This is a genomic window from Yoonia vestfoldensis SKA53 (genome assembly GCF_000152785.1).
Lineage (GTDB): Bacteria > Pseudomonadota > Alphaproteobacteria > Rhodobacterales > Rhodobacteraceae > Yoonia > Yoonia vestfoldensis_A.
Genome location: NZ_CH672414.1, coordinates 1876464 through 1902708 on the forward strand (window position 1 = coordinate 1876464; position 26245 = coordinate 1902708).

The 26245-nt window shown below is 60.3% G+C and carries 25 protein-coding genes; 15 read left to right on the plus strand and 10 right to left on the minus strand.

Going from position 1 to position 26245, the window contains the following annotated elements:
* Positions 1-10: 10 nt before the first annotated feature.
* Positions 11-1399 carry a 30S ribosomal protein S12 methylthiotransferase RimO gene (rimO, locus tag SKA53_RS09165; RefSeq protein ID WP_007205854.1) on the plus strand — a complete coding sequence of 463 codons (1389 nt, stop codon included), beginning with the start codon at positions 11-13 and terminating at the stop codon, positions 1397-1399.
* Positions 1400-1482: 83 nt separating this feature from the next.
* Positions 1483-2547, plus strand: coding sequence for a type I restriction enzyme HsdR N-terminal domain-containing protein (locus SKA53_RS09170; protein ID WP_007205855.1), 1065 nt, complete (start codon positions 1483-1485; stop codon positions 2545-2547).
* Positions 2548-2600: 53 nt separating this feature from the next.
* On the opposite strand, the gene SKA53_RS09175 is transcribed toward SKA53_RS09170, so the two are convergent.
* From SKA53_RS09175 to SKA53_RS09185, 3 genes are all read right to left on the minus strand, one after another.
* Positions 2601-2825: a hypothetical protein gene (locus tag SKA53_RS09175; protein WP_007205856.1), complete on the minus strand. Its 225-nt coding sequence runs from the start codon at positions 2823-2825 to the stop codon at positions 2601-2603.
* 89 nt (positions 2826-2914) lie between these two features.
* A complete protein-coding gene (locus SKA53_RS09180) occupies positions 2915-3181 on the minus strand; it encodes a DUF6455 family protein (protein ID WP_007205857.1) in 267 nt (88 codons plus the stop codon).
* Between the two features lie 64 nt (positions 3182-3245).
* Positions 3246-3782 (minus strand): hypothetical protein, encoded by a 537-nt coding sequence (locus SKA53_RS09185; protein ID WP_007205858.1) that lies wholly within the window; start codon positions 3780-3782, stop codon positions 3246-3248.
* A 193-nt stretch (positions 3783-3975) separates the two neighbouring features.
* On the opposite strand from SKA53_RS09185, the gene trhA reads away from it, so the two are divergent.
* Positions 3976-4584 (plus strand): PAQR family membrane homeostasis protein TrhA, encoded by a 609-nt coding sequence (gene trhA, locus SKA53_RS09190; RefSeq protein WP_347360068.1) that lies wholly within the window; start codon positions 3976-3978, stop codon positions 4582-4584.
* On the opposite strand, the gene SKA53_RS09195 is transcribed toward trhA, so the two are convergent.
* Positions 4581-5300, minus strand: coding sequence for a M48 family metalloprotease (locus SKA53_RS09195; RefSeq protein WP_007205860.1), 720 nt, complete (start codon positions 5298-5300; stop codon positions 4581-4583). The genes trhA and SKA53_RS09195 overlap by 4 nt on opposite strands.
* A gap of 103 nt (positions 5301-5403) precedes the next feature.
* On the opposite strand from SKA53_RS09195, the gene SKA53_RS09200 reads away from it, so the two are divergent.
* The 4 genes from SKA53_RS09200 to SKA53_RS09215 all read left to right on the plus strand — a co-directional run bounded on the left by SKA53_RS09200 (position 5404) and on the right by SKA53_RS09215 (position 8176).
* Positions 5404-5637 (plus strand): hypothetical protein, encoded by a 234-nt coding sequence (locus tag SKA53_RS09200; protein WP_007205861.1) that lies wholly within the window; start codon positions 5404-5406, stop codon positions 5635-5637.
* A complete protein-coding gene (locus SKA53_RS09205) occupies positions 5634-6737 on the plus strand; it encodes a class II histone deacetylase (RefSeq protein ID WP_007205862.1) in 1104 nt (367 codons plus the stop codon). The genes SKA53_RS09200 and SKA53_RS09205 overlap by 4 nt, the downstream gene beginning before the upstream one ends.
* A gap of 177 nt (positions 6738-6914) precedes the next feature.
* The gene (locus SKA53_RS09210; RefSeq protein ID WP_007205863.1) at positions 6915-7493 is read left to right on the plus strand and encodes a nitroreductase family protein; all 579 of its coding nucleotides are present in this window, start codon (positions 6915-6917) and stop codon (positions 7491-7493) included.
* Positions 7490-8176 carry an EI24 domain-containing protein gene (locus SKA53_RS09215; RefSeq protein WP_007205864.1) on the plus strand — a complete coding sequence of 229 codons (687 nt, stop codon included), beginning with the start codon at positions 7490-7492 and terminating at the stop codon, positions 8174-8176. Before SKA53_RS09210 ends, SKA53_RS09215 begins: the two co-directional genes overlap by 4 nt.
* On the opposite strand, the gene SKA53_RS09220 is transcribed toward SKA53_RS09215, so the two are convergent.
* Both SKA53_RS09220 and mce read right to left on the minus strand, forming a co-directional pair.
* Positions 8166-8450: a DUF1467 family protein gene (locus tag SKA53_RS09220; RefSeq protein ID WP_040482892.1), complete on the minus strand. Its 285-nt coding sequence runs from the start codon at positions 8448-8450 to the stop codon at positions 8166-8168. The genes SKA53_RS09215 and SKA53_RS09220 overlap by 11 nt on opposite strands.
* Positions 8451-8489: 39 nt before the next feature.
* The gene (mce, locus tag SKA53_RS09225) at positions 8490-8894 is read right to left on the minus strand and encodes a methylmalonyl-CoA epimerase (protein ID WP_007205866.1); all 405 of its coding nucleotides are present in this window, start codon (positions 8892-8894) and stop codon (positions 8490-8492) included.
* Positions 8895-9022: 128 nt separating this feature from the next.
* Here mce and SKA53_RS09230 point away from each other — a divergent pair, with 128 nt between their 5' ends.
* On the plus strand, positions 9023-9739 hold the full coding sequence (locus SKA53_RS09230) for a response regulator (RefSeq protein ID WP_007205867.1): 717 nt from the start codon (positions 9023-9025) through the stop codon (positions 9737-9739).
* Here SKA53_RS09230 and aspS read toward each other — a convergent pair.
* A complete protein-coding gene (gene aspS, locus SKA53_RS09235; RefSeq protein WP_007205868.1) occupies positions 9736-11514 on the minus strand; it encodes an aspartate--tRNA ligase in 1779 nt (592 codons plus the stop codon). The two genes, SKA53_RS09230 and aspS, sit on opposite strands and share 4 nt — an antisense overlap.
* A 211-nt stretch (positions 11515-11725) precedes the next feature.
* On the opposite strand from aspS, the gene carB reads away from it, so the two are divergent.
* Both carB and SKA53_RS09245 read left to right on the plus strand, forming a co-directional pair.
* A complete protein-coding gene (gene carB / locus SKA53_RS09240) occupies positions 11726-15058 on the plus strand; it encodes a carbamoyl-phosphate synthase large subunit (RefSeq protein ID WP_007205869.1) in 3333 nt (1110 codons plus the stop codon).
* 72 nt (positions 15059-15130) lie between these two features.
* A complete protein-coding gene (locus SKA53_RS09245) occupies positions 15131-16249 on the plus strand; it encodes a beta-ketoacyl-ACP synthase III (RefSeq protein WP_007205870.1) in 1119 nt (372 codons plus the stop codon).
* Here SKA53_RS09245 and arsH read toward each other — a convergent pair.
* Positions 16246-16956: an arsenical resistance protein ArsH gene (arsH, locus tag SKA53_RS09250; protein ID WP_007205871.1), complete on the minus strand. Its 711-nt coding sequence runs from the start codon at positions 16954-16956 to the stop codon at positions 16246-16248. The two genes, SKA53_RS09245 and arsH, sit on opposite strands and share 4 nt — an antisense overlap.
* A gap of 105 nt (positions 16957-17061) precedes the next feature.
* Between arsH and SKA53_RS09255 the strand changes: the two genes are divergently transcribed.
* Positions 17062-17664, plus strand: coding sequence for a thymidine kinase (locus tag SKA53_RS09255; RefSeq protein ID WP_040483246.1), 603 nt, complete (start codon positions 17062-17064; stop codon positions 17662-17664).
* 58 nt (positions 17665-17722) lie between these two features.
* Here the strand turns inward: SKA53_RS09255 and SKA53_RS09260 are convergent, their stop codons facing one another.
* The gene (locus tag SKA53_RS09260; RefSeq protein WP_007205873.1) at positions 17723-19915 is read right to left on the minus strand and encodes a primosomal protein N'; all 2193 of its coding nucleotides are present in this window, start codon (positions 19913-19915) and stop codon (positions 17723-17725) included.
* A gap of 84 nt (positions 19916-19999) precedes the next feature.
* Between SKA53_RS09260 and fsa the strand changes: the two genes are divergently transcribed.
* From fsa to SKA53_RS09280, 4 genes are all read left to right on the plus strand, one after another.
* Positions 20000-20653: a fructose-6-phosphate aldolase gene (gene fsa, locus SKA53_RS09265; RefSeq protein ID WP_007205874.1), complete on the plus strand. Its 654-nt coding sequence runs from the start codon at positions 20000-20002 to the stop codon at positions 20651-20653.
* Positions 20654-20797: 144 nt separating this feature from the next.
* Positions 20798-21493 (plus strand): DUF484 family protein, encoded by a 696-nt coding sequence (locus tag SKA53_RS09270; protein WP_007205875.1) that lies wholly within the window; start codon positions 20798-20800, stop codon positions 21491-21493.
* Positions 21493-22413, plus strand: coding sequence for a tyrosine recombinase XerC (locus SKA53_RS09275; protein ID WP_007205876.1), 921 nt, complete (start codon positions 21493-21495; stop codon positions 22411-22413). Before SKA53_RS09270 ends, SKA53_RS09275 begins: the two co-directional genes overlap by 1 nt.
* Before the next feature lie 42 nt (positions 22414-22455).
* Positions 22456-23151 carry a CDP-alcohol phosphatidyltransferase family protein gene (locus SKA53_RS09280; RefSeq protein ID WP_040483247.1) on the plus strand — a complete coding sequence of 232 codons (696 nt, stop codon included), beginning with the start codon at positions 22456-22458 and terminating at the stop codon, positions 23149-23151.
* 105 nt (positions 23152-23256) lie between these two features.
* Here SKA53_RS09280 and ileS read toward each other — a convergent pair whose 3' ends face one another.
* On the minus strand, positions 23257-26151 hold the full coding sequence (gene ileS, locus SKA53_RS09285) for an isoleucine--tRNA ligase (protein ID WP_007205878.1): 2895 nt from the start codon (positions 26149-26151) through the stop codon (positions 23257-23259).
* Positions 26152-26245: the final 94 nt, after the last annotated feature.

A 26245-nucleotide genomic window follows, 5' to 3' on the forward strand; every position in this document is an offset into this window, starting at 1 on the left:
ATAGGGGGCTATGACACAGAATCCGCCATCACTCCGCCCCGATCTTGCCCGCGCGCAGGTGACCGACACCCGCCGCGACGGCCAGCCCACGATTGGCATGGTCAGCCTTGGCTGCCCCAAGGCGCTGGTGGACAGCGAACGCATCCTGACGCGGCTGCGCGCCGAAGGCTATGCAATCAGCGCCGATTATGCGGGCGCCGAGGCAGTCATCGTCAACACCTGTGGTTTTCTGGACAGCGCCAAGGCCGAAAGCCTTGATGCCATCGGCGAAGCCCTGCGCGAAAATGGCAAGGTCATCGTCACCGGCTGTCTGGGGGCCGAACCTGACTACATCCGCGAACATCATCCGCACATTCTGGCCGTCACCGGACCACATCAATATGAACAGGTGCTCGACGCCGTGCATCTGGCGGTGCCACCCAGCCCCGACCCGTTCATCGACCTGTTGCCGGCGACCGGCGTCAGCCTGACACCGCGCCATTACAGCTATTTGAAGATTTCCGAGGGCTGCAATCACAAGTGCAAATTCTGCATCATCCCCGACATGCGCGGGCTGTTGAACAGCCGCCCCGCCCATGCCGTCCTGCGCGAGGCCGAAAAGCTGGTGCAGGCAGGCGTGCGCGAACTCTTGGTCATTTCGCAGGACACCAGTGCTTACGGCCTTGACCGCAAATACGACCTGAACCCGTGGAAAGACGGGCAGGTGCGCAGCCATATCACCGACCTGACCCGCGAACTAGGGCAGCTCGGGGCTTGGGTGCGGCTGCATTATGTCTATCCCTATCCGCATGTGCGCGACCTCATTCCGCTGATGGCGGACCCGGCCAACGGCGTGCTGCCCTACCTCGACATTCCGTTCCAGCATTCCCACCCTGATGTGCTGCGGCGCATGGCGCGGCCTGCGGCGGGGGCGAAAACTCTGGATGAAATCGCCGCATGGCGCGCCATCTGCCCCGACATCACGCTGCGCAGCACCTTCATCGTCGGCTATCCGGGCGAGACAGAGGCCGAATTCCAGCACCTGCTCGACTGGCTGGATGCAGCCCAGCTCGACCGCGTGGGCTGCTTTCAGTATGAAAACGTCGCGGGCGCGCGGTCCAACACCCTGCCCGACCATGTGCCGGCCGAGGTGAAACAGGACCGCTGGGACCGTTTCATGGCGAAAGCGCAGGCCATTTCCGCCGCCAAACTGGCCGCCAAGGTCGGCAAGCGGCTGGAGGTCATCGTGGACGACATCGACGAGGACGGCATCGCGACCTGCCGCACATGGGCCGACGCACCCGAGATCGACGGCAACCTGTTCATCGACGAAGGGACAGAGGCACTGTCCGTAGGCGATATCGTTCAGGTTGTAGTGGATGAGGCGGGGGAGTATGATTTGTGGGGTGGATTGGCTTAAGCACGCCATCATATACAACTTGCGCTTGCGTTTTTTTTGCTTTGCGACCTAAGCTGTAGCAGCGAGTACGGTAGGTTCATCACATGCAATTTGCAGAAAAAATCAAAGAGTTATCCAAACGGTCAGTCATTGCAGCAAGCAAGGCTTTGACAGAAGAAGCAACGAAAACGTCAGTTGTTTTACCATTCATTCAAGCCCTCGGCTTTGATCCGTTCAATCTTGACGAAGTTGTTCCTGAATTTATCTCCGATGTAGGCCTGAAAAAAGGTGAGAAAGTTGATTTTGCTCTCAAAATTGATGGCAAAACGACAATACTGATTGAAGTGAAGCCGATCACAATGACACTCGGGTCTGCTCAATTCAGCCAGCTATTTAGATATTTCCACACCACAGAATCAAAAGTCGCGATTTTAACAAACGGTAAAGAAGCTTGGTTCTTCTCTGATATAGATGACACCAACAAGATGGATAAGAAGCCATTCTTTACCTTTGATTTCCAAAATCATGATGAAAAGGCGATTGAAGAACTAGCAAGGTTTCAAAAGGACATTTTCTCGATCGAGAACATCCTAGAAGCGGCTTCTGCGCTCAAGTACAAAAGCAAAGCCGCACAGTATTTGAAATCACAGCTTGATGAACCCGACGACGACTTTATCAAGGTTGTTGGCCGAAAGATACATGATGGCATGCTCACAAAAGCAATCGTTGAGCAACTAAGGCCAGCGATACAGTCGGCTCTTGATGTCATTATCAAAGATCGAATCCAAGATAAGCTTGGCATTGCCTTCAGGCCAGAAGCTCAGCCCAGCACAAAAGCCACAGCTTCTGAGGAAGAGACGGAAACCGAGCAAAGCGAAATCGTCACTACTGAAGAAGAGGTTCAAGCATTCTTGATCGTAAAGGCGATTGCGGCGCGTAGCGTAGCTATTGACAGGATCACAATTCGCGACTCGAAAACTTACTGCAGTGTTTTTGTGGATAACAACAACAGAAAGCCACTCGTCCGTTTCTACTTCAATGCGAAATCAAAGAACGTATTGGGTATTTTTGATCCCGACAAAGTCGAGCAAAAATTCGAGATGGAGCATTTAGGTCAGATTTACGATCATGCGGATCAGATTTTGCAGACTGCGGCATCTTATTCATAAAAAACGCACCGCTCTCGCGATGCGCTCTTAGGTTCCCTTCCGGCTGGCTTGGCTTACGACGTCACTTCCCTTGCGGCAGAGAAGCTGCAGCCAAAACCGTCGCTGGCCGCTGGCGTCGGGGTTTGTGCGGGGGTCAGGCCGCAGCTTTGCGTGGCGGCGTTAAAGGTCATGCCCGCGGGGCAACTTTGGGCCACGGGTTCGGCGGCAGTAGGCAGGGTCGTTTCCTGGGCAAAGGCCGCAGCGGGCAGCATGGCCAAGGCAAGTACGATCAAACGCATGTCGTCCTCCTAAGTTGACACTGGGTCAAGCATAGGCCGGAACCCGCAAATCACAAACGTTCCAGAACGTCGCACCCCGAAATCGCCCGTCAGACCGCTTGTACATCGCGCAATTGGGCGAATTCATCGCGGTTTTCGCAATAGGCGGGCGCCTCTGGCAGGACAGGCCTCGTGGCCAGCAGCTTGTCGCATTTGCCGACCTGCGCGCAGCCACGGCACCGCGTGACCATATCGGCGTATTCCGGCGCGTCGATCTGGCCTTCGTCCAGCGCGGCCGACAGGTTGACCCCGCAGGCCCCCGACATCTTCACCACCCGCAGGAAATGTTCGCGCATGTCACCCAATGTTTGCATCATGGACCTCCATTTTATGGGGTTAGGATGACAGGTTGGGAAAACGCGGTCCTTGCGCTGGATCAAGTCAGTATGTTGTGCCAACCCCGGTTGCGATCGCCTGCGCCAGCGCCAGTTCCGGCCATGTGTCGCGTCCGCCGCGCATCCGGATTTCTGTCAGTTGCACCTGCGCCTGCACCATATCGCCAGAGGCCACGAAACCCTGACCCATGTAGGACCGCGCAAGCAGGTTGTCGGGATCGGCCGCAAGTGCTGCATCGTAATAGGCCATGCCCAGATCAATTCGTCCGGCCTTGCGATGGGCAAAACCGTAATAGGTCAGCGCAAAAGGCGCGGCCGGGTTATCCAACGTGTCCAGCACATCCAACGCAGCTTGGTAATACCCGGCATAGGCCAGTTCCCGCACATCGTTCAGCCGCGCGTTGTCATCATTGGTGCTGTCTGCGGGGGACATGCAGCTTTTCGTTGCAAGGTCCCAGACAAGCCCGTCAGCACAGACAGTCGTTGTTTCCGTTGGCTTGGGTGGCGCCGGATCATCACTGCCCGCACAAAACGCTGCGGCAGGCAGGACAGCAAAGGCGAAGGCAAGATATGACAGGCGCATGATATCTCCGATCAGACAGTTTTAGATTAGATAGCGGGCAAAGCCAGTTCATCAAGCCACCCCCAGCCTCAGCGCCCCAAGCCAGGCGCCGCGCATGACCCAACGGAACATTTGACGCAGGCAAAGACTTGTTCATTTCTAGGTAAAAGCAGGAAATTTCCCAATCTACCCTATACCCAACAGGTCCGAACGCATCGCCGATGGCACGGTCCACGCCGCAGGCGTCACCGGCGCGGTGGCGGGTGCAGTCTTGCTGCTGGGCTGGGCGGCAGGCACGGCCGACGCAACCCAAATCACCACCGTTGCGATTTATGCCGCAACACTGATCACAACCTTTGTCGCCTCGGCGGTCTATCACCTGACGCCGTGGCACAGCATCCGGCCCCTGTTGCGCCGCATCGATCACGCCGCAATCTATCTCAAGATTGCGGGGACCTATACGCCCTTGGTCGTGACGATCGGCAGCGGTTTTGCCTATCTGGTGCTGGCTTTGGTCTGGACGCTGGCGCTGATCGGCGTGGTGCTGAAATTGTTTTTCTGGCGCACGCCGGGGCGGTCCGGGCCAGCCCTGTATCTGGTCATGGGCTGGCTAAGCCCTCCGCTGATATGGTCGCTCTGGCCGGTCGTGCCATTGTCAACGATTGTCCTGATCGCCTTGGGCGGGTTGATCTATACGGCGGGGGTGCCATTTTACGCCGCGCAGCGCCTGCGCTATGCGACAGCGATCTGGCATGGGTGCGTGGTCATTGCCTCGGCCTGCTTTTTCATCGCCATCGCCTCAGGCGTGGCCGCACAGGGCTAAAGCGTGGCTGCAACCTCGCGCACCACGCGCAGCCGGTCAGCATTGGCCGGATGCGTGCCAAGGAACCGGTTGCCCGGATCGGGGATGCGGAAAAAGAATTCCGATCCGCGCAACGGGTTGAACCCCGCCGCATGGGCGATGCGGGTGCCGGTGGCATCAGCCTCGAGTTCAAAGTTGCGCGAATAGGCGCGCGCGCCGACCGTGGCCCCCAATTGCTGGGCGGTCTGGACCGCATCGGGCGAATTGCCGCCCAAGGCCCCCGCCAGACTGCCGATCAGCGCCGCCCCCAGAACCGCGTTTTGTTGTTGGCGCGCGATATGGCCTTCGATGTGATGCGCGGCTTCATGCGCCAGAACAAAGGCAATTTCATCGACGTTGCGCGCATCCGCGATCAGCCGTTCGGTAAAAACGATGACAGGACGGCCGTTGCGGTCCAGCGTCTGATAGGCGTTCATCGGCGCGCCGATCCGGTCGTCCACAAGGATCAGGAAATCGCAATTGCTGTTATTGCCGCGCTGCCGACATATCTGTTCGGCCACGGGTTCGATCCGTGTCACGGCAATACGGAAATTGACCATGACCTGACTGGCAGGCAGCAGCGCACCGCTGTCCACAGGCGGCTGGACGACCGGTGTCGCGCCCGTTGGTCGTGGCGCTGTGTCCATCGGCGCGCAGGCAGCCAGGATCAGGGCAAAAAGAACAGCGACCTGACGCATAGAACACTCCGGTTGGAAACAGGATCACCGCGGACAATAGCATGTTGCCCCAGCCCTGCCAGTCACGATTGCTTGGCCCGCAATGTCCCGTTAGGCTTACCCCATGTTTAGCATAGAACACGATTACGACGCGACCGTGGTTACCCTTGTCGACGAAGGCAAGGCACCGTTGCGCGAGGATGTGATCATCAACGCTTTTGATGATTGCGTCACCCTGACCCAATATGATCCGCGCAGCGATAGTGACGTGCAGATCACCATGTCCATGACGCAGCTGCGCGATCTGCAGGCCGCACTTGATTTGCCCGAAGGCATCTACCGGCTGCGCAAGACATGACGACCGGGTTTTTCTGGGATGAACGCTGTTTCTGGCATGGCGGCGGCAATTACGCAGGCATGTTGCCGGTGGGCGGGCTGGTGCAGCCAATGAACGGTGGCTTGCCCGAAAGCCCTGAAACCAAGCGCCGGTTGAAAAACCTGATCGCGGTGACAGGTCTGGCCCGTGATCTTGTGATGCGCGGGGCCGCACCCGCCACCACCGCCGATCTGTTGCGCGTGCATCCGGCCCATTATCTGGAGCGGTTCAAGGCGCTGTCGGACGCCGGTGGCGGCGAATTGGGCCGCCGCACGCCTTTTGGTCCCGGCGGATACGAGATTGCGGCGCTGTCGGCTGGGCTGGCCAAAGCCGCGCTCTTGGCTGTCCTTCAGGACGAGATGGACAATGCCTATGCGCTGTCACGCCCACCCGGCCATCATTGCCTGCCGGATTTTCCCAACGGGTTTTGTCTTCTCAACAATATCGGCATCGCGATCGAGGCGGCGCGCGCGGCAGGGCTGGCGCAGCGTTTCGCGGTGCTGGATTGGGACGTGCATCACGGCAACGGAACCGAGGCCATATTTTACGACCGCGCCGATGTGCTGACTGTTTCCATCCACCAAGACCGCAATTATCCGATGGATACCGGCGCTTTTGCCGACCGCGGCACGGGGGCGGGGGCCGGTTGCAACCTGAACATCCCCTTGCCACCCGGCACCGGGCACAAGGGATATCTGGCCGCGATGGACCGCCTAGCGCTGCCCGCGATCCGCGATTTCGCGCCAGACGTGCTGATCATCGCCTGCGGCTATGATGCAGCGGCGAACGACCCCTTGGGCCGGATGCTGGCTACGGCGGATACATTCGCGCAGATGACCGCACGGGTGATGAAGCTTGCGCGCGATATCTGCGACGGGCGGTTGGTGATGGTACACGAAGGCGGCTATTCAGAAACCTATGTGCCATTCTGCGGCCATGCCGTGTTACAAACGATGGCGGGCAGTACCGTTCACGCCCCCGACCCTTTTGCCGAGGTATTTCCGCTGCGCCAGCCCGACGCAGGGTTCGATGCCTATCTTGACACAGTGATCGACGATATGGCCGCGCATCTAACCGCATGACGATTTCACGCAGCATCGTAACCTGCGCAAAATGCGGCCTCAATCAAGCCTGAATTGTCCGCAAGGGTCACACCAAAAGGTCGTACAGCCCGCAGATCGCCAGCCGGATCCCGCCTGTCCCGTTGCCACCCGACCACCGACGCCCTATCACTTTCGCACCCATCCGCAGGAGCCACCATGCCCACACCAAACCCCGAGGCACTTGCCTTTTTGTTGTCCCGCCGGTCGCGCCCGGCCAAGACCTTGACCACGCCAGTCCCCGATGCCGATGCGTTGGACACCCTGTTGACCGCCGCCGCGCGGACACCCGATCACGGCAAGCTGGAACCATGGCGGTTCATCGTGCTGACCAAGCCCGCCTTGATGCGTCTGGCAGGGCTGGTGGCTGCGCGCGGAACCGTGCTTGGCATCGACCCTGACCGCAGCGCCAAGGCCCAGGACCAATATGCGCAGGCTGATCTGGCGATTGCCGTGGTCAGCAGCCCCAAGCCATCCGACAAGATCCCCCAGATCGAACAGGTTTATTCGGCGGGCGCGGTTTGTCTGGCCTTGGTGAATGCCGCGCTGTCGGCGGGCTGGGGCGCAAACTGGCTGTCGGGCTGGCCCAGCCATGACCGCGACTTTATCCGCGATGGTCTGGGATTGGCCGACCATGAAAATATCGCCGGCCTGATCCATCTTGGCACCGAAACGAGCGCACCTCCCGACCGTCCACGACCCGATATTGCGGCGATCACCAGCTGGATGACCGCATGATCCTGTCATCCTTCCTGCTGGCGCTGGCGCAAGTGTCAGACCCGCGTTTTCGCAGCGTGCTGTGGCGGGGGATCGGGCTGACGATCGCGCTGCTGGTGGGAATCTATGCAGGTCTGCTGTGGCTGATCGCAGTACTGACCGCCGAACCGGTCACTTTGCCCGGCGTTGGGCAAATCACCTGGCTGGGTGATCTGCTCAGCTGGGGGTCGCTGGGGCTGATGATCCTGCTATCGGTCTTCTTGATGGTGCCTGTCGCATCCGCCATCACATCGCTATTTCTGGACGAGGTGGCGCAAGCCGTCGAAGACACCCATTTCCCCGACCTACCACCGATGCCACCCATAGGCTTTTTCGAGGGGCTGCGCGATACGATCAGCTTTCTTGGCCTGCTGATTGCAGCCAATCTGCTGGCCTTCGGGGTCTATGCGATGTTGCCTTTCGCGGCGTTCTTTATCTTCTACGCGCTGAACGGATTCCTGCTGGGGCGGGAATATTTCCAGCTGGCGGCCATGCGCCGGATCGGGCGGGTTGATGCCCGGGCCATGGCCAAACGCCACCAAGGCACGATCTGGATCGCCGGTTGCCTGATGGCGGTGCCGCTGTCAGTCCCGTTTATCAACCTGTTGATCCCGGTGCTGGGGGCTGCGACATTCACCCACCTGTTCCACAAGCTCAGTCGCTGACGACGGCTGGCCCCATCCGGTCGAACATGTCGATGTCACGCACGGAAATCACGCCTGACAAAATGACCGCCGTGATGATGCACCACAAAGGCAGCGCCCAATAGGTGGTGATCTTCGCCTTGCGGCCGACCTGGCCATCGGCTGGGGCCGAAGCGTGGGTCCCCGGCACGATCTCGCCCGCGTCACCTTGGCTAACCATGCGCAGCGGTAGGACGATGAAAAACACCATCGACCAGATGACCATAAACAAAACGATACCAGATGTGATAGCCAAGTCGTTTCCTTTCGCTGTTATGATCCAGATACGCCGATTTCAGACCTGTTCAAGCTCGATCAGGCAACCGTTGAAATCCTTGGGGTGCAAAAACAGCACAGGCTTGCCATGCGCGCCGATCTTGGGCGCACCCCCGCCCAGCACGCGCGCGCCTTGGTCCAGCAGGTGATCGCGTGCAACCAAGATGTCATCTACCTCGTAACAGATGTGGTGAATACCACCCGAAGGATTCTTGTCTAGAAAACCCTGAATCGGCGATTGATCGCCCAACGGGTACAGCAATTCGATCTTGGTGTTCGGCAGCGTGATGAAAACCACGGTGACGCCGTGATCCGGCTCATCCTGCGGCGCGCCGACATCGGCCCCCAGCATCTGGCGGTACTGGTCGCTGGCCGCGACCAGATCAGGTACGGCGATGGCAACATGGTTCAAGCGTCCGATCATGGCGATCCTCCTTTGTGTGATTTTGTTATGCCGCAGCGCCGCGCAGCGCGCAACGCGCGTCGGCCTTAAGGCTACGTTCACCCTATCCTGCCCAAACTACAGCAGCGCCAGTGAAAGGACGAATCGCCATGGACACAACCGACAGCATCTTGCTTGCCCGTACACCGACAGCGCAACGCCCCCTGTTGGGGCTGACAGTGCTGCTTGTCGAAGACAGCCGTTTTGCAAGCGAAGCCGTGCGCCTGCTTTGTCTGCGGTCGGGCGCACGTATCCGGCGCGCCGACAGCCTGCAAACGGCGCAGCGGCATCTGGCGGTCTATCGACCCTCGGTCTGCCTGGTTGATCTGGGGCTGCCAGACGGGTCGGGGTTGGACCTGATCGGCAGCCTGGCGCGCGCCACGCCGCGCATTCCGGTGATCATCGGCACCAGCGGGGATGAAACGGCGCATGATGCGGTGATCCGCGCAGGTGCTGACGGGTTTCTGGCGAAACCGATCGATAATCTGGCAGCCTTTCAGACCGCGATTCTGCAACACCTGCCTGCGGACAGACAACCACCCGGGCCGCGCGCCTTGCCCGACGAACGGGTGGTGCCGGACCGGATCGCCTTGCGTGATGACCTGTCACAGGTCGCGCATCTGCTTGGCCAGCCCGAACCAAACCGATCACTGCCCTATGTCATGCAATTTTTGGGCGACGTGGCGCGCAATGGCAAGGACAGTGATCTGTCGCGTGCCGTGCGCGCCGTGGAAATCACGCGCAACCGGTCACAAAACCCGCATGCTGATATCGCGGCGCTGTCGCAACTGGTGCAACAGCGCCTTGCGGCAGGCGGGCCGATTTAGCTTTCGGGCGGCACGACGCGCAGGCGCAATTCGCGCAATTGTTCGTTCATCGGCTCGCTTGGCGCGCCCATCATCAGGTCTTCGGCACGCTGGTTCATCGGGAACATGATGACCTCGCGGATGTTGGACGCGTCGGCCAGCAGCATTACGATCCGGTCAATCCCCGCCGCACAGCCGCCGTGTGGTGGCGCGCCGTATTGGAACGCGTTGACCATGCCGCCGAACCGCTTGCGCACCTCGTCCTCGCCATAGCCCGCGATCTCGAAGGCCTTGAACATGATCTCGGGCTTGTGGTTGCGGATCGCGCCCGACACCAGTTCATAGCCATTGCAGGCCAGATCATATTGATAGCCCCGCACGGCCAAAGGATCGCCCGACAACGCCTCCATCCCGCCTTGCGGCATGGAAAACGGGTTATGTTCGAAATCGATCTTGCCGGTTTCGGCGTCCTGTTCGTAGATCGGGAAATCGACGATCCAGGCAAAGGCGAAACGGTCCTTGTCGGTCAGCCCCAATTCGTCACCAATCACGGTGCGCGCGCGGCCCGCCACTGCCTCGAACGCCTTGGGCTTGCCACCAAGGAAAAATGCCGCGTCGCCAAGGCCAAGCCCCAGCTGCTGGCGGATCGCCTCGGTCCGTTCAGGCCCGATGTTCTTGGCAAGAGGGCCTGCGGCCTCCATGCCTTCGCCCTGATCGCGCCAGAAAATATAGCCCATCCCAGGCAGCCCTTCTTTCTGGGCAAAGGCGTTCATGCGGTCGCAAAACTTGCGCGACCCGCCTGTCGGCGCGGGAATGGCGCGGATTTCGGTGCCGTCCTGCTCCAGCAGCTTGGCAAAAATCGCAAACCCAGAGTCGCGGAAATGGTCGCTGACGACCTGCATCTTGATCGGGTTGCGCAGGTCGGGCTTGTCGGTGCCATACCATAGGGCCGCATCTTTATAGGAAATCTGCTCCCATGTCTGGTCGACTTTGCGCCCGCCGCCGAATTCCTCAAAAACTCCGCCGATCACTGGCTGGATCGTATCGAACACGTCCTGCTGCGTGACAAACGACATTTCCAAGTCCAACTGGTAGAAATCCGTAGGCGAGCGGTCCGCACGCGGGTCTTCATCTCGAAAACACGGCGCAATCTGGAAATATTTGTCATAGCCCGACACCATGATCAGCTGCTTGAACTGCTGGGGGGCCTGCGGCAGCGCGTAAAACTTGCCCGGATGCAGGCGGCTTGGCACCAGAAAATCCCGCGCGCCTTCGGGGCTGGATGCGGTGATGATCGGCGTCTGGTATTCGCGGAACCCCTTGTCCCACATCCGCCGCCGCATCGAGGCGACGACATCGGACCGCAGCTTCATGTTGCTCTGCATCGCCTCGCGGCGCAGGTCCAGATACCGGTACTTCAGCCGCGTTTCCTCGGGGTATTCCTGATCGCCGAACACCATCAGCGGCAATTCCTTTGCCGCACCCAGTACTTCGACCTCGCGGATGAATACCTCGATCTCGCCGGTGGGCAGCTTGGGGTTCACCAGTGACGCATCCCGCGCCTTCACTTCGCCGTCAATCCGGATGCAATATTCCGACCGCAGCTTTTCGACATCGGCAAAGGCCGCGGAATCAGGGTCACAAAGCACCTGCGTGATCCCGTAATGGTCGCGCAAGTCGATGAACAGGATGCCGCCGTGATCACGCACACGATTGACCCAGCCGGACAGACGCACGGTTTTGCCAACATCGGCGGCGGTCAGATCGGCACAGGTATGGCTGCGATAGGCGTGCATGGCTTGGTCCTTTGGCGAAAATACAGGCCCGCCCGATACACCCCTTTGGCCCGTCCGTGTCAACCACTGCTTCGCTTTGGTCAAAATACTCCCGCCGGAGGCGTCAAAATCAGCAGATTTTGACTTTGCACCCATTCGCCCACGCAAAGCCTTGCACCTGCGCGCGTCATCCCTATAACCCACGACAATTTGCACATCAGGGGGCAGTACGATGCCAAAGCGGACCGACATCAAATCGATCATGATCATTGGCGCGGGTCCCATTATTATCGGGCAGGCCTGCGAATTTGACTATTCCGGCGCACAGGCCTGCAAGGCACTGCGCGAAGAAGGGTATCGGGTCATCCTCGTCAACTCGAACCCCGCCACGATCATGACCGATCCGGGGCTGGCGGACGCCACCTATATCGAACCGATCACGCCGGAAATCGTCGCCAAGATCATCGAAAAAGAACGCCCCGATGCTTTGCTGCCCACGATGGGCGGGCAGACCGGCCTAAACACGTCGTTGGCGCTGGCCGATATGGGGGTGCTTGAAAAATTCGGGGTCGAGATGATCGGCGCGAAACGCGAAGCGATCGAAATGGCCGAAGACCGCAAGCTGTTCCGCGAGGCGATGGACCGGCTTGGCATCGAAAACCCCAAGGCCACGATCATCACCGCCCCCAAGGGCGAAAACGGCAAGCGTGACATCAAGGCCGGTCTGCAACTGGCCATCGACGCCATCGAATATGTTGGCCTGCCCGCGATCATCCGCCCCGCCTTTACCCTTGGCGGCACGGGCGGCGGTGTCGCCTATAACCGTGAACAATATGAACATTTCTGCCGCACAGGCATGGAGGCATCCCCCGTCGGGCAAATTCTGGTCGATGAATCCCTGCTCGGCTGGAAAGAATTCGAGATGGAGGTCGTGCGCGACAAGGCCGACAATGCCATCATCGTTTGCGCCATCGAAAACGTCGATCCGATGGGCGTGCATACCGGCGACAGTATCACCGTTGCCCCTGCGCTGACCCTGACGGACAAGGAATACCAGATCATGCGCAACGGCAGCATCGCCGTTTTGCGTGAAATTGGTGTCGAAACCGGCGGGTCCAACGTGCAATGGGCGATCAACCCCGCCGATGGCCGCATGGTGGTGATCGAGATGAACCCGCGGGTGTCACGCTCCTCCGCGCTGGCGTCCAAGGCCACAGGTTTCCCGATTGCGAAAATTGCCGCGAAACTGGCGGTGGGTTATACGCTGGACGAGTTGGACAATGACATCACCGGCGTCACACCTGCGTCGTTCGAGCCGACCATTGACTATGTCGTCACGAAAATTCCGCGCTTTGCATTTGAAAAATTCGCAGGCTCTGAACCGCACCTGACCACCGCGATGAAATCGGTGGGTGAGGCGATGGCGATTGGCCGCACCTTCCACGAATCGATGCAAAAGGCGCTGGCGTCGCTGGAAACCGGCCTGACCGGCTTTGACGAAATCACCATCCCCGGTGCGCCTGACGCTGCCGCGATTACCAAAGCACTGGCGCAACAGACCCCCGACCGCATCCGTGTGATTGCCCAAGCCATGCGCCACGGCATGTCCGATGATGACATCCACGCTGTCACCAAATTCGACCCGTGGTTTCTGGCCCGTATCCGCGAGATCATCGACGCAGAGGCCGAGATTCGCAAAAACGGCCTGCCCGTGACGGAAACCGGCCTGCGCAAAATCAAGATGATGGGCTTCACCGATGCCCGCCTTGCCACGCTGACAGGCCGGACCGAGGATAACGTGCGCCGCGCGCGCCACAATCTGGGCGTGACGGCCGTGTTCAAGCGCATCGACACCTGCGGCGCCGAATTCGAAGCGCAGACGCCCTATATGTATTCGACCTATGAAACCCCCGTCATGGGCGATGTGGAATGCGAGGCACGCCCATCAGATCGTAAAAAGGTGGTCATCCTTGGCGGCGGGCCGAACCGGATCGGGCAGGGGATCGAATTTGATTATTGCTGCTGTCATGCCTGCTATGCCCTGACTGATCAGGGCTATGAAACGATCATGATCAACTGCAACCCCGAAACCGTGTCGACCGATTATGACACCTCGGACCGGCTCTATTTCGAACCGCTGACCTTTGAACATGTGATGGAAATCCTGCGGGTAGAACAGGAAAACGGCGTGCTGCACGGCGTGATCGTGCAATTCGGCGGGCAGACCCCGCTGAAACTCGCCAATGCCTTGCACGAGGCTGGCATCCCGATCCTTGGCACCACGCCTGATGCAATCGATCTGGCCGAAGACCGTGAACGGTTCCAGCAATTGGTGCAGAAACTGGGGCTGAAACAGCCCGTCAACGGTATCGCCCATTCGGATGCCGAAGCATTTGAAATTGCCAAAACCATCGGTTTCCCGCTGGTGATCCGCCCGTCCTATGTGCTGGGGGGCCGCGCGATGGAAATCGTGCGCGATCAGGCGCAATTGGAACGCTATATTTCCGAAGCTGTGGTCGTATCCGGCGATAGCCCCGTACTGCTGGACAGCTATTTGTCCGGCGCTGTCGAGGTAGATGTCGATTGCCTGTCTGATGGTGAAAACACCCATGTCGCGGGAATCATGCAGCATATCGAAGAGGCAGGCGTCCATTCCGGTGACAGCGCCTGTTCCCTGCCGCCCTATTCACTGTCTGCGGCAATGATCGCGGAAATCCGCAGCCAGACCGAAAAGCTGGCCCGCGCGCTGCATGTTGTCGGCCTGATGAACATCCAGTTCGCGGTGAAAAACGAAGAGGTTTACCTGATCGAGGTGAACCCGCGCGCATCGCGCACCGTGCCGTTTGTGGCCAAGGCCACGGATAGCGCCATCGCGTCCATTGCTGCGCGGTTGATGGCGGGTGAACCTTTGTCCAACTTCCCGCTGCGCGCGCCTTATCCGGCATCGGAAAACCCGATGGATGTGCTGCCCTTGGGCGATGCCTTTACGTTGGCCGACCCCAACACGCCGTGGTTTTCGGTGAAAGAGGCCGTTTTGCCCTTTGCCCGTTTCCCCGGCGTCGATACGATCCTTGGGCCTGAAATGCGCTCCACCGGCGAAGTCATGGGCTGGGACCGGTCATTCCCGCGCGCGTTTCTCAAGGCGCAGATGGGCGCTGGCACCAATCTGCCTGAAACCGGCACTGTCTTCATCTCTATCCGCGATGCGGACAAAACCGCAGATATGGTGCAAGCGGCGCAAATCCTGCGCGCCATGGGCTTTGATATTGTCGCCACGCGCGGCACCGCCGCCTGGCTGACCGAGCATGCGATCACCTGCGAAGTGGTCAGCAAAGTCTATGAAGGCGGGCTGACCATCGTTGACCGCCTGAAAGACGGGCATATCGCGCTGGTGTTCAACACCACCGAAGGCGCGCAAGCCGTCGAGGACAGCCGCGATATCCGCGCCGTCGCGCTTTATGACAAGATCCCTTATTTCACCACTGCCGCTGCCAGCCATGCCGCTGTGCTGGCCATGCAGGCGCGCGAAGAAGGGGATATTGACGTGCGGTCCTTGCAAGGCTGACCGGACGCTGCGTTCTGGTGGACAATCCAGCCGCCCCGGCCCTAGGGTCGCGCAGAATTTACGAGGGCGGATATGCACAAGGCAGCCATCACCGGGACGGGGGTTTTCACCCCGTCCCAAGTCATCACCAATGACGAACTGGTCGCAGCCTTTAACGCGCATGCCGACCTGTGGAACGCGCAGAACGCCGATGCCATAGCCACCGGTGCTGTCGCCGCGAAACCGCATTCCTCGGCCGATTTCATCCTTGCCGCCTCCGGTATCGAACAGCGCTATGTGCTGGATAAATCGGGCTTGATGGACCCCGCGCGCATGTTTCCTCGCCTGCCACAGCGCCCCGATGACGCGCCCGGCTACATGGCGGAAATCGGCGTCGATGCCGCGCAAAAGGCGCTGGCGGCCGCAGGTGTGAATGCCGCCGACGTCGATCTGGTGATCTGTGCCGCATCTAACATGGAACGCGCCTATCCGGCGATTGGCGTGGAAATCCAACAGCTTTTGGGCGCGGGCGGTTTTGCCTTTGATATGAACGTCGCCTGTTCCAGCGCGACCTTCGGCATCCAGACCGCCGCTGATATGATCCGCGCGGGGTCGATCCGGCGCGCGCTGGTCGTCAACCCCGAGATTTGCAGCGCCCATCTGGAATGGCGCGACCGTGATTGCCATTTCATTTTCGGCGATGTTGCCACGGCGACCTTGCTGGAACGCGACGAAGGCTTGGACAAGCCGCATTTCAAGGTGCTGTCCACCCGTTGCGCCACCCAGTTCAGCAACAATATTCGCAACAACAACGGCTATCTACGTCGCACCCATGACGCGATGGACGACCGCCGCGACATGCAGTTCATGCAGAACGGGCGCAAGGTCTTCAAAGAGGTACTGCCGCTGGTCAGCCAGCATATCGCCGACCATCTGGCCGATGACGGCGTGAGCGCGGACAGCCTGCGCCGGCTCTGGCTGCATCAGGCCAACAAGACGATGAACGATTACATTGGCCGCAAAGTGCTGGGCCGCGTACCCGCCCCGGATGAGCAGCCCAATATCTTGCAGGACTATGCCAACACGTCATCGGCCGGGTCGATCATCGCCTTTGCGAAACATTCCGTCGATCTGGCGCCGGGCGACAAAGGGCTGATCTGCTCCTTCGGCGCAGGCTATTCGGTGGGATCGGTGATCGTGGAACGCGCCTAGCCGCTGATCCGTTGATGCACATCCTGCAACGTCTCGACCCGTTCAGAATAGCGATCCGTCAGCATCTTGTCACGGCTGCGGGTCATCAGGGTGAAACGGGCCAGTTCCTCCATCACATCGACGATCCGGTTATAGAGCGGGGATGGTTTCATCCGCCCGCCCTCGAATTCCTGCCACGCCATCGGGACCGAGGACTGGTTCGGGATCGTGATCAGCCGCATCCAGCGCCCCAGAATCCGCATCTGGTTGACCGTGTTAAATGATTGCGACCCGCCAGATACCTGCATCAGCGCCAGTGTCTTGCCTTGCGTCGGGCGGATGCCGCCAATGGGCGAGAGCGGCAGCCAGTCGATCTGGGTTTTCATGATCCCCGTCATCGCGCCGTGCCGTTCGGGGCTGGACCAGACCATGCCTTCGGACCAAAGCGCAAGATCGCGCAGTTCGGCGACCTTGGGATGGTCGGCATCAACCCCGTCATCGGGCAATGGCAGGCCCGAGGGGTCGAAAAACCGCGTCTCGCAGCCCAGCGCACGCAGCACCCGCGCACCTTCCTCGGCGCAGAGGCGCGAGTAGCTGACCGGGCGCAACGACCCGTAAAGCAAAAGGATACGCGGCGGGTGGCCTGCATCATCCGGCCCGGCAAGGGTGGCATGGTCCAACCGTTGCAAGGCACCGGGGGTGATATTTGGCAGATCGGACAGGTCCATGGGCGTCTCTTTCGCATGTGATCAATGATGGACCTATCACAGATGGCGCGTGTGAACAGGCCTGCGGGTCTTGCCAAGGCGGCTGACAGCGGGCAAATCAGCGGGATGGCAAAGCTTTATTTCAACTATTCCACCATGAACGCGGGCAAATCGACCGTGTTGTTGCAGGCGTCGCATAATTACATCGAACGCGGGATGCAGACCTATCTGATGATCGCGCAGCTGGATAACCGCGCGGGCCATGGCAGGATCGGCAGCCGGATCGGGATTGGTGCGGATGCCGACACCTTCGCCCCCGGCGAGGACCTGTTCGCCAAGATCAAGGCGCGGCTGGACTGCGGCCCCTGCGCGTGTGTGTTCATCGACGAGGCACAATTTCTGGACCCCGAACAAGTCTGGCAATTGGCGCGCGCGGTCGATGATCTGGGCGTGCCGATCATGACCTTCGGGCTGCGGGTGGATTTTCTGGGCGCGCTGTTTCCAGGCTCTGCCGCGCTGCTGGCGCTGGCAGATGAAATGCGCGAGGTCCGCACGATCTGTCATTGCGGCAAAAAGGCGACGATGGTCGTTCGCAAGGATGCCGAAGGCCGTGTGATGACGGCGGGCGACCAGATCGTGATCGGCGGGAATGACCGGTACGTGTCACTGTGTCGCCGTCACTGGCGGCAGGAAATGGGCGAGGACGTGCCGGAGAAGAAAAACTTTTAAGCCTCCGGCGGGGATTAACATGAATTGCCAAAGGCAATTCACGGGCTCGGAAGATGGGCTAGTAGAAACTCTGCGGGTCGATGTCGATCGCAAGGCGCAGGTTCGCGGGCAACCGGAATTGCGCAACCCATTGCGCGAGTGCCGCTTGTAGGGGCGCCGATTTGTCGGCTTTCACGAGCAGGCGCACGCGGTGTTTGCCGCGCACGCGGGCTATGGGGGCAGGGGCAGGGCCAAAAACCTGCGCACCGATCTGGCGTAAGGGCCCGTCGCGCCGCGCCATGTCATTGCCAAGATCGAACACCGCCTTCAGGTCCGGCCCGCTGAGGATGATGCCCGCCATCCGCCCGTAAGGTGGCACACCTGCACCGCGGCGTTCGGCGGCCTCGGCCGACCAGAAACTTTCTTCGTCCCCGTTCAGAATCGCGCGGATCACGGGGTGATCGGGCTGGTAGGTCTGCAACAGCGCCGCACCGGGGATTGCCGCGCGCCCGGCGCGCCCGGCGACTTGCCGCATCAGTTGGAAGGTGCGTTCAGCGGCGCGCAGATCAGACCCTTGCAGCCCCAGATCGGCGTCGATCACGCCGACCAGTGTCAGCAGCGGAAAGTTATGCCCTTTCGCGACGAGTTGTGTGCCGATGATAATATCGGTGCCGCCTTGGGCGATCTCAGCGATATGCGCCTTCATGGCGCGGGCCGATCCGTAAAGGTCCGACGACAGCACGGCGATACGGGCGGTGGGGAACAGGGCTGCCACCTCCTCGCCCATCCGTTCCACGCCGGGGCCGACAGCGGCAAGTTTGTCGGCGGCACCACAAGACGGGCAGATCACCGGGATCGGTTTGGTTTCACCGCATTGGTGGCACATCAGCCGTTTCTGGAACCGGTGTTCGACCATCCGCGCGTCGCAATGGTCGCAGCCGATCTGATGCCCGCAGGCCCGACACAGCGTGACCGGCGCATAGCCGCGCCGGTTCAAAAAGATCAGCGATTGTTCGCCCTTTTCCAGCCTGTTGGCGATGGCGTCGCGTAAGGTGGGTGAAACCCACCGCCCGTGCGGCAATTCCTCGACCCGCATGTCGATGGCGGCCATTTCCGGCATCACAGCCGCGCCGAACCGCGCGGTCAGGTCCAACCGCGCATATTTGCCCGCCTGCGCATTTGCCCAGCTTTCCAGACTGGGTGTGGCCGAGGCCAGCACGACCTGCGCCCCGCAAAGTGCCGCGCGCAGCACCGCCATGTCGCGGGCGTTATAAAGCACGCCGTCTTCTTGTTTATAGGACGTGTCGTGTTCCTCATCGACGACGATCAGGCCAAGGTTTCGGAACGGCAAAAACAGCGCCGAGCGTGCGCCCACAACCAGTTGCGCATCCCCCTGCCCGACCATCCGAAAGCAGCGCCGCCGTTCCGTCATGGTGACACCCGAATGCCATTCAGCGGGCCGCATGCCGAACCGCGCCTCGACCCGTTCGATGAATTCGCCTGACAGGGCGATTTCGGGCAGCAGCACCAGCGCCTGTTTGCCCATGCGCAAACATTCGGCGACGGCTTCAAGATAAACTTCGGTCTTGCCCGATCCTGTCACGCCTTTCAGCAGGGTGGTGCCATAGCCCTCCTTGCGCAGGGCGGCGCGCAGGGCATCTGCCCCAACCGCCTGATCGGGGTTCAGCGCCTTGCCGCCGTGGTCGGGGTCAAGCGGCGGATAGGGGACATCGCGCGGCGCGTCTTCTTCCAGAACTGCCCCCTGGGCGACCAGCCCCTTGACCACCGATGTGCCGACATCTGCCGCATCGGCCAGTTCGCCAAGTGTAAAGGCCAGCCCGCCATAGTCACGCAGCACCGCCAGCACCTTGTCGCGGGCAGCGGTTTTGCGATCGGGGTCGCGTGTGCCAAGGCGATACACCTTGCGCATGGATGGCGCATCACCCAACCCCGGCGCGCGGGTGCCAAGGCGCAGCATCGCGGGCATGGGTGTCAGGGTGTAATCGGCGGCACGGATCAGGAAATCACGCATCTCGTCGCGCATCGGCGCAAGGTCGAGCACGCGGATTACCGAGCGGATTTTGGCACTGTCATAATCCCCCTGCCCCGGCCCCCAGACCACGCCCAGCACCTTGCGCGGCCCAAGCGGCACCTCGACAAAGGCACCCAGATGACAGCCGCCTTCAGGCGCCTTGTAATCCAGCAGCCTGTCAAGCGGTTGGGTCGTCAGCACGCCGACCAGATCGCCTTGTGGGAAATAGCTTGGGATCATAACCGCCTTTTGAGGGTTCACGCTGCCTGCGTCCTCAGGTAAACGCTGGAGCAACAAACACCAACCCATCCCCGGAGGGAAGTTATGAAGTTTTTTGTCGACACGGCCGAACTTGACCAGATCAAGGAACTACACGATCTGGGCATGGTGGACGGGGTCACCACGAACCCGTCGCTGATCGCAAAGTCGGGGCGCGACATCCTCGAAGTCACCAAAGAGATCTGCGATCTGGTAAAAGGCCCCGTATCAGCCGAAGTGGTGGCGCTGGACGCGGACACGATGCTGGCCGAAGGCCGCAAGCTGGCCAAGATCGCCGATAACATCGCGGTCAAGGTGCCGCTGACATGGGCAGGTCTGCAGACCTGCAAAACGCTGTCGGACGAAGGTATCATGGTCAACGTCACCCTGTGCTTTTCGGCCAATCAGGCCCTGCTGGCGGCCAAGGCGGGCGCGACTTTCATCAGCCCGTTCATCGGGCGGCTGGATGACATCAACCTTGATGGGCTGGAACTGATCGAGGATATCCGCACGATCTATGACAATTACGGGTTCAAGACGCAGATCCTGGCCGCCTCGATCCGGACCGCCAACCACATGTCAGATTGCGCCAAGATCGGGGCCGATGTGGCCACGGCACCGCCTGCGGTGATCAAGGCGATGGCGAACCATATCCTGACGGACAAGGGTCTGGCGGGCTTTATGGCGGATGTGGAAAAGGCCGGCATCAAGATCCTGTGATACAACCTGCGTAAGGTGGGTCCAGACCGACCTTACGCGCCGCGCTTGATAAAAACGCCTCGCCAAGGTGGTATGGCGAAAAAAGTTGCGGCATCCCGCCTGCGGACCTGCTAGCTTGTTACAAAACAAAAGCAGAGCAGGCATATGACAGAGTCTTCACTGGCGGATGATCTTCGCGCAAGGATCATTGCGAACCCCGATTTCCTTTTGGATGATCACGACGTGATGCGTGCCCTTGTCGGCGCGAATGACGACGCGCGCGGCGGCAATATCGTCGATCTGCGCGCCATCGCGATGGAACGGCTGGAGGCGCGTTTCGACCGGCTGGAAGACACCCACCGCAATGTGATCGCCGCCGCCTATGACAATCTGGCAGGCACCAATCAGGTGCATCGCGCAATCCTGCGGATGATGGATGCCCAGACCTTTGCCAGCTTTTTGCGCGACCTGACAGGCGATGTCGCCGATACATTGCGCGTCGATGCGATCCGGCTGGCGCTGGAAACGGATACACCGGCGGATCATCCTGCCATGGACCCGGCCATTGTCGTGGTCGCAGCGGGATTCGTGGATCAATACATTACGCTTGGGCGGAACATGCCGGCCCGGCAGGTGACATTGCGCAAGTTCCAGAATGTCGGCGCCAGCCTTTATGGCGACCGCGCGCCGTTCATCCAGTCCGAAGCCTGCCTGAAACTTGACCTTGGCGAAGGCCGTCGCCCTGCGATGCTGGTCATGGGCAGCGAAAACGCTGCGCAGTTCAGTCAGTCGCAAGGCACCGATCTGCTGGTGTTTTTCACCGGCGTTCTGGAACGGGTGCTGCGCCGCTGGCTGGCCTAATGGCCTTCATCGCGCCCGCGCTGACCGCAACGCTGGATCACTGGCTGGACCATGAACGCGCGCTTGCCGGTGTCGCAGAAAATACGATTGTAGCCTATCGCGCCGATGTGCTGGGCTTCATGGCCTTCCTGACGCAGCACAATGGGGATACGCAGGGTCTTGGCCCGCTCGCGCGCGTGACCTTGTCGGATATGCGCGCATGGATGGCGCATGAACGTGGGCGCGGTGTCGCCGCACGCTCGCTCGCGCGGTCGCTGTCGGCGGTCAAATCGTTCTATCGCTGGCTGGCCGCGCGCGAAGGCTTCGAGCCAACGGCCGTTCTGTCCACCCGCGCGCCCAAGTTCCAGCCCAAGCTGCCCCGTCCGTTGAGCGCCCCTGCCGCCAGCGACATGATCGACCAGATTGGTCTGCAGGCGTGTGATCCTTGGGTCGCGGCCCGCGATACGGCCGTTGTCACCTTGCTGTATGGTTGCGGTCTGCGGATATCAGAGGCGCTGTCGCTGCAAGGCCGCGATGCGCCGCTGCCGCCCGTGCTGCGGATCACCGGCAAGGGCGGCAAGCAACGGATCGTGCCAGTGCTGGACATCGCGCGCGATGCTGTCGCGGGCTATCTGCGGCTTTGCCCCTATGAGCAAGCCGCCGATGCGCCATTGTTCCGTGCTATCCGCGGCGGCCCGCTGGCCCCGCGCGCGATCCAGAAGGTTGTCGAACAGACACGCCTGCAACTGGGCCTGCCCGGCACCGCCACACCCCATGCCCTGCGCCATTCCTTTGCCACACATCTGATGGCGGCGGGCGGTGATCTGCGCTGTATTCAAGAACTGCTGGGCCATGCGTCACTATCGACCACGCAGGCCTATACCGCCGTCGATGCCGCGCAATTGATGGCTGTCTATGACCGTGCGCATCCCAAAGCCTGAGTTTGCCGTTGCTCTAGGATGAAAATTGGCTATGACGTTTTGATGAATTTACGTACCAAGGCCCTTTTCGTTCACTTGCTGACTGCCTCGGGTGCCGTTTTTGCGATGCTGGCGATGCTGGCAGCGGTGGACCAGAAATGGGACCTGATGTTCCTATGGCTGGTCGTGGCGTTCTTTGTTGATGGGATCGACGGGCCATTGGCGCGCCGATACGAGGTCACCCGCAACGCCCCCGTGTTCGACGGTGTGCTGTTGGACCTGATCATCGATTATCTGACCTATGTCTTTGTGCCTGCCTATGCATTATTCAAGTCAGGACTGCTGCCAGGCTGGACAGGCTGGACCGCAATCATCGTGATCACCTTTGCCTCGGCGCTTTATTTCGCTGATACTCGGATGAAGACCAAGGATTATTCCTTTTCGGGTTTTCCGGGCTGCTGGAACATGCTGGTCCTTGTGATCTTTGCATTAGAGCCGAATTTCTGGGTCTCGCTGATGCTGGTGTCGTCGCTGGCGGTGGCGATGTTTGCCCCGCTGAAATTCGTCCACCCCGTCCGCACGAAACGTTGGCGGAACGTGACCTTGCCGATGGCGCTGGGCTGGACTTTCTTTGCGGCCTGGGCGGCCTGGGTCGATTTCCATCCCGATACGCTGGCCCATTGGGGGCTGGTTGTGACATCGGTCTACCTGCTGTTCGCAGGCATCGGGCAACAGATCATCTATGGCAAAGACGGCTGAAGAAAAACTTTCTGGCCTCCGGCGGGGATCACGTTGAATTGCCATTGGCGCTTCAACGCGCTCGCAAGATGAACAGGGGCGGCACAATGGGCCGCCCTTTTGCGTTTATCCCAGCGCCGCGTCGCAGCGCCCGCAAACGCCCGTATGCGCATGGGTGCCGACATCGGGCAGGATTTTCCAGCAGCGTTCGCATTTATCGCCCGCCGCATGCGCAAAGACCACGGCGATATCGGCGACGTCATCTAGCCGGAATGCGCCTTCAGGGGCGGGATCAGTGCTGATCGTGATGGCCGAGGTGATGCACAGATCGTCAAAGCTGGTGGTGTCCAGCACCTTTGCCACATCTGCGGTGACATAGACGGTTGGTGCCGCCTCGAGCGAGGCACCGATCACCTTGGCGGTGCGTTCCACCTCCAAAGCACCCGTGACAACACGGCGAGCACGGCGGACTGTCGCCCATTTTGCAGCCAGCGCATCGTCGCGCCAGTCAGCGGGGGTGTCTGCGAAATCCTCCAGATGGACCGAGCTGTCATCGCCGGGGAAACGTTCCAGCCAGACCTCTTCCATCGTGAAGCATAGCATCGGTGCCAGCCAACGTGTGATCCGGTGGAACAGGATGTCCAGCACAGTCCGTGCGGCCCGCCGGCGTGCAGTATCGCCATCGCAATAAAGCGCGTCCTTGCGAACGTCGAAATAAAAGGCCGACAGATCGACAGTGGCAAAGGTAAAGATCGCTTGGAACACGCCTTGGAAATCATACCGCGCATAGCCTTCGCGCACAGTCACGTCGAGTTCAGCGATACGGTGCAGCACCCAGCGTTCCAGTTCTGGCATATCGGCGGGGTCCATGCGGTCACTTTCCGAGAAATCGGCCAGTGATCCCAGCATATAGCGCATCGTGTTGCGCAGGCGGCGATAGCTGTCGGCGACACCTTTGAGGATTTCATCACCGATGCGCAGATCGGCGGTGTAATCGGACTGCGCCACCCACAGCCGCAGGATATCGGCGCCGTATTGCTGCACCACCTTTTCGGGCGCGATGGTGTTGCCGATGGATTTGGACATTTTCATGCCCTTCTGATCCAACGTGAACCCATGCGTCAGGACCCCGCGATAGGGGGCATGGCCCTTGGTGCCGCAGGCCTGCAACATCGAGGAATGGAACCAGCCGCGATGCTGGTCGGTGCCTTCCAGATAGAGATCAGCCATGCCGTCGGTGGACCCGTCCGCACGGTCGCGCAGCACGAAAGCATGGGTAGAACCGCTGTCAAACCAGACGTCCAGAATGTCGAACACCTGATCATAGGCGTCAGGGTCAACGATGCCCGTCAGGAACCGTGCCTTTGCCCCATCCTTGTACCATGCATCTGCGCCTTCGGCCTCGAAAGCCTCCAGCACGCGGGCGTTCACATCGGCGTTGCGCAGCAGGAAATCAGGGTCGCTGTGCTGTGTGCCTTTCTTCGTGAAACAGGTCAGCGGCACGCCCCAGGCGCGCTGGCGGGACAGAACCCAGTCCGGCCGCGCCTCGATCATGGAATAGAGCCGGTTGCGGCCTGTCTTGGGCGTCCATGTCACCAATTCATCGATCGACCGCAGCGCGCGTTCACGGATCGTGGTGCCATACGTGTCTTGGCCGTCACCAACAGCCTTGTCGATGGCAGCGAACCATTGCGGACGGTTCAGGCGGATAACGGGGGCTTTGGACCGCCAGCTGTGAGCATCGGAAATGGTGATGCGCTTGGTGGCGATCAGGGCCGACACCTCTTTGAGCTTGTCGATCACCGCCTTGTTGGCACCACCGGGTTTGCCATTGGGTTTAAGGATACATTCGCCACCAAAGAACGGCAGGTCCGCGCGGTAGGAACTGTCATCAAGAATGTTGTAGGTCATCGGCAAGCCATGTTTGACCCCGATGGCATAATCGTCGTCACCATGGCTGGGCGCGGTATGCACAAAGCCGGTGCCGGTATCATCGGTCACGTGATCGCCGGGCAGCAGCGGGACAGGGAAATCCCATTCGGGATCGGCACCAGCAAGCGGATGCGCACAGGTCAGCCCAGCCAGCTCCTCCGGCGTCACATCGCGCAGGCGGGTGAACATCCCCGCATCCAGCCGCGCCTTGTCCATCACATCGGCGGCCAGGGCATCTGCAATCAGATAGGTGTCGCCGACCGCTGCCCAGCATTCATCAGGTGTGCCGGTCACTTCGTACAGGCCATAAGCGATGTTCGGGCCAAAACAGATCGCGCGGTTTTGCGGGATGGTCCACGGGGTCGTTGTAAAGATCAGCACTGTCGCTTTGTTCAAAATACTCCCGCCAGAGGCTTCCCGAACGGGAAACTTCACCCAGATCGCATCTGTCTGGCGGTCATGGTATTCTACCTCGGCCTCTGCCAGCGCAGTCTTTTCCACCGGCGACCACATCACGGGTTTGGACCCTTGATAGAGCGTGCCATTCATCAGGAATGTCTGGAATTCTTCCGCGATCACGCGTTCGGCGTGAAAGGCCATGGTCAGATACGGATCATCCCAATTGCCGGTGATACCAAGCCGCTTGAATTCCTCGCGCTGGATATCAACCCAGCCTTCGGCAAATTTGCGACATTCCTGACGGAAATCCACGACATTGATCGCGTCTTTGTCTTGGCCTTTGGCGCGGTATTTTTCCTCGATCTTCCATTCGATGGGCAGGCCGTGACAATCCCAGCCCGGCACATAGCGCGCATCACGGCCCATCATCTGTTGGCTGCGCACAACCATATCTTTCAGGATTTTGTTCAGCGCGTGGCCGATGTGCAAATTGCCATTCGCATAGGGCGGGCCGTCATGCAGCGTAAAGGGTGTCCGCCCTGCGGCCTTGGCGCGCAATTTTTCGTAAACACCGATCTGCGCCCAACGGGCCAGCCATTCGGGTTCGCGTTTGGGCAGGCCTGCGCGCATCGGGAAATCTGTCTGTGGCAGGTTCAGTGTATCTTTGTAATCGGTGGTCTCGGCGCACATATCGCGTGTCCTTTGGTCAGAATGCGGATGAAAAGCGGTGCGCGGGCGCAGACACCTTTTCCCGGCCAGCCTGATGTCAGGCCGCCGGGCAAGT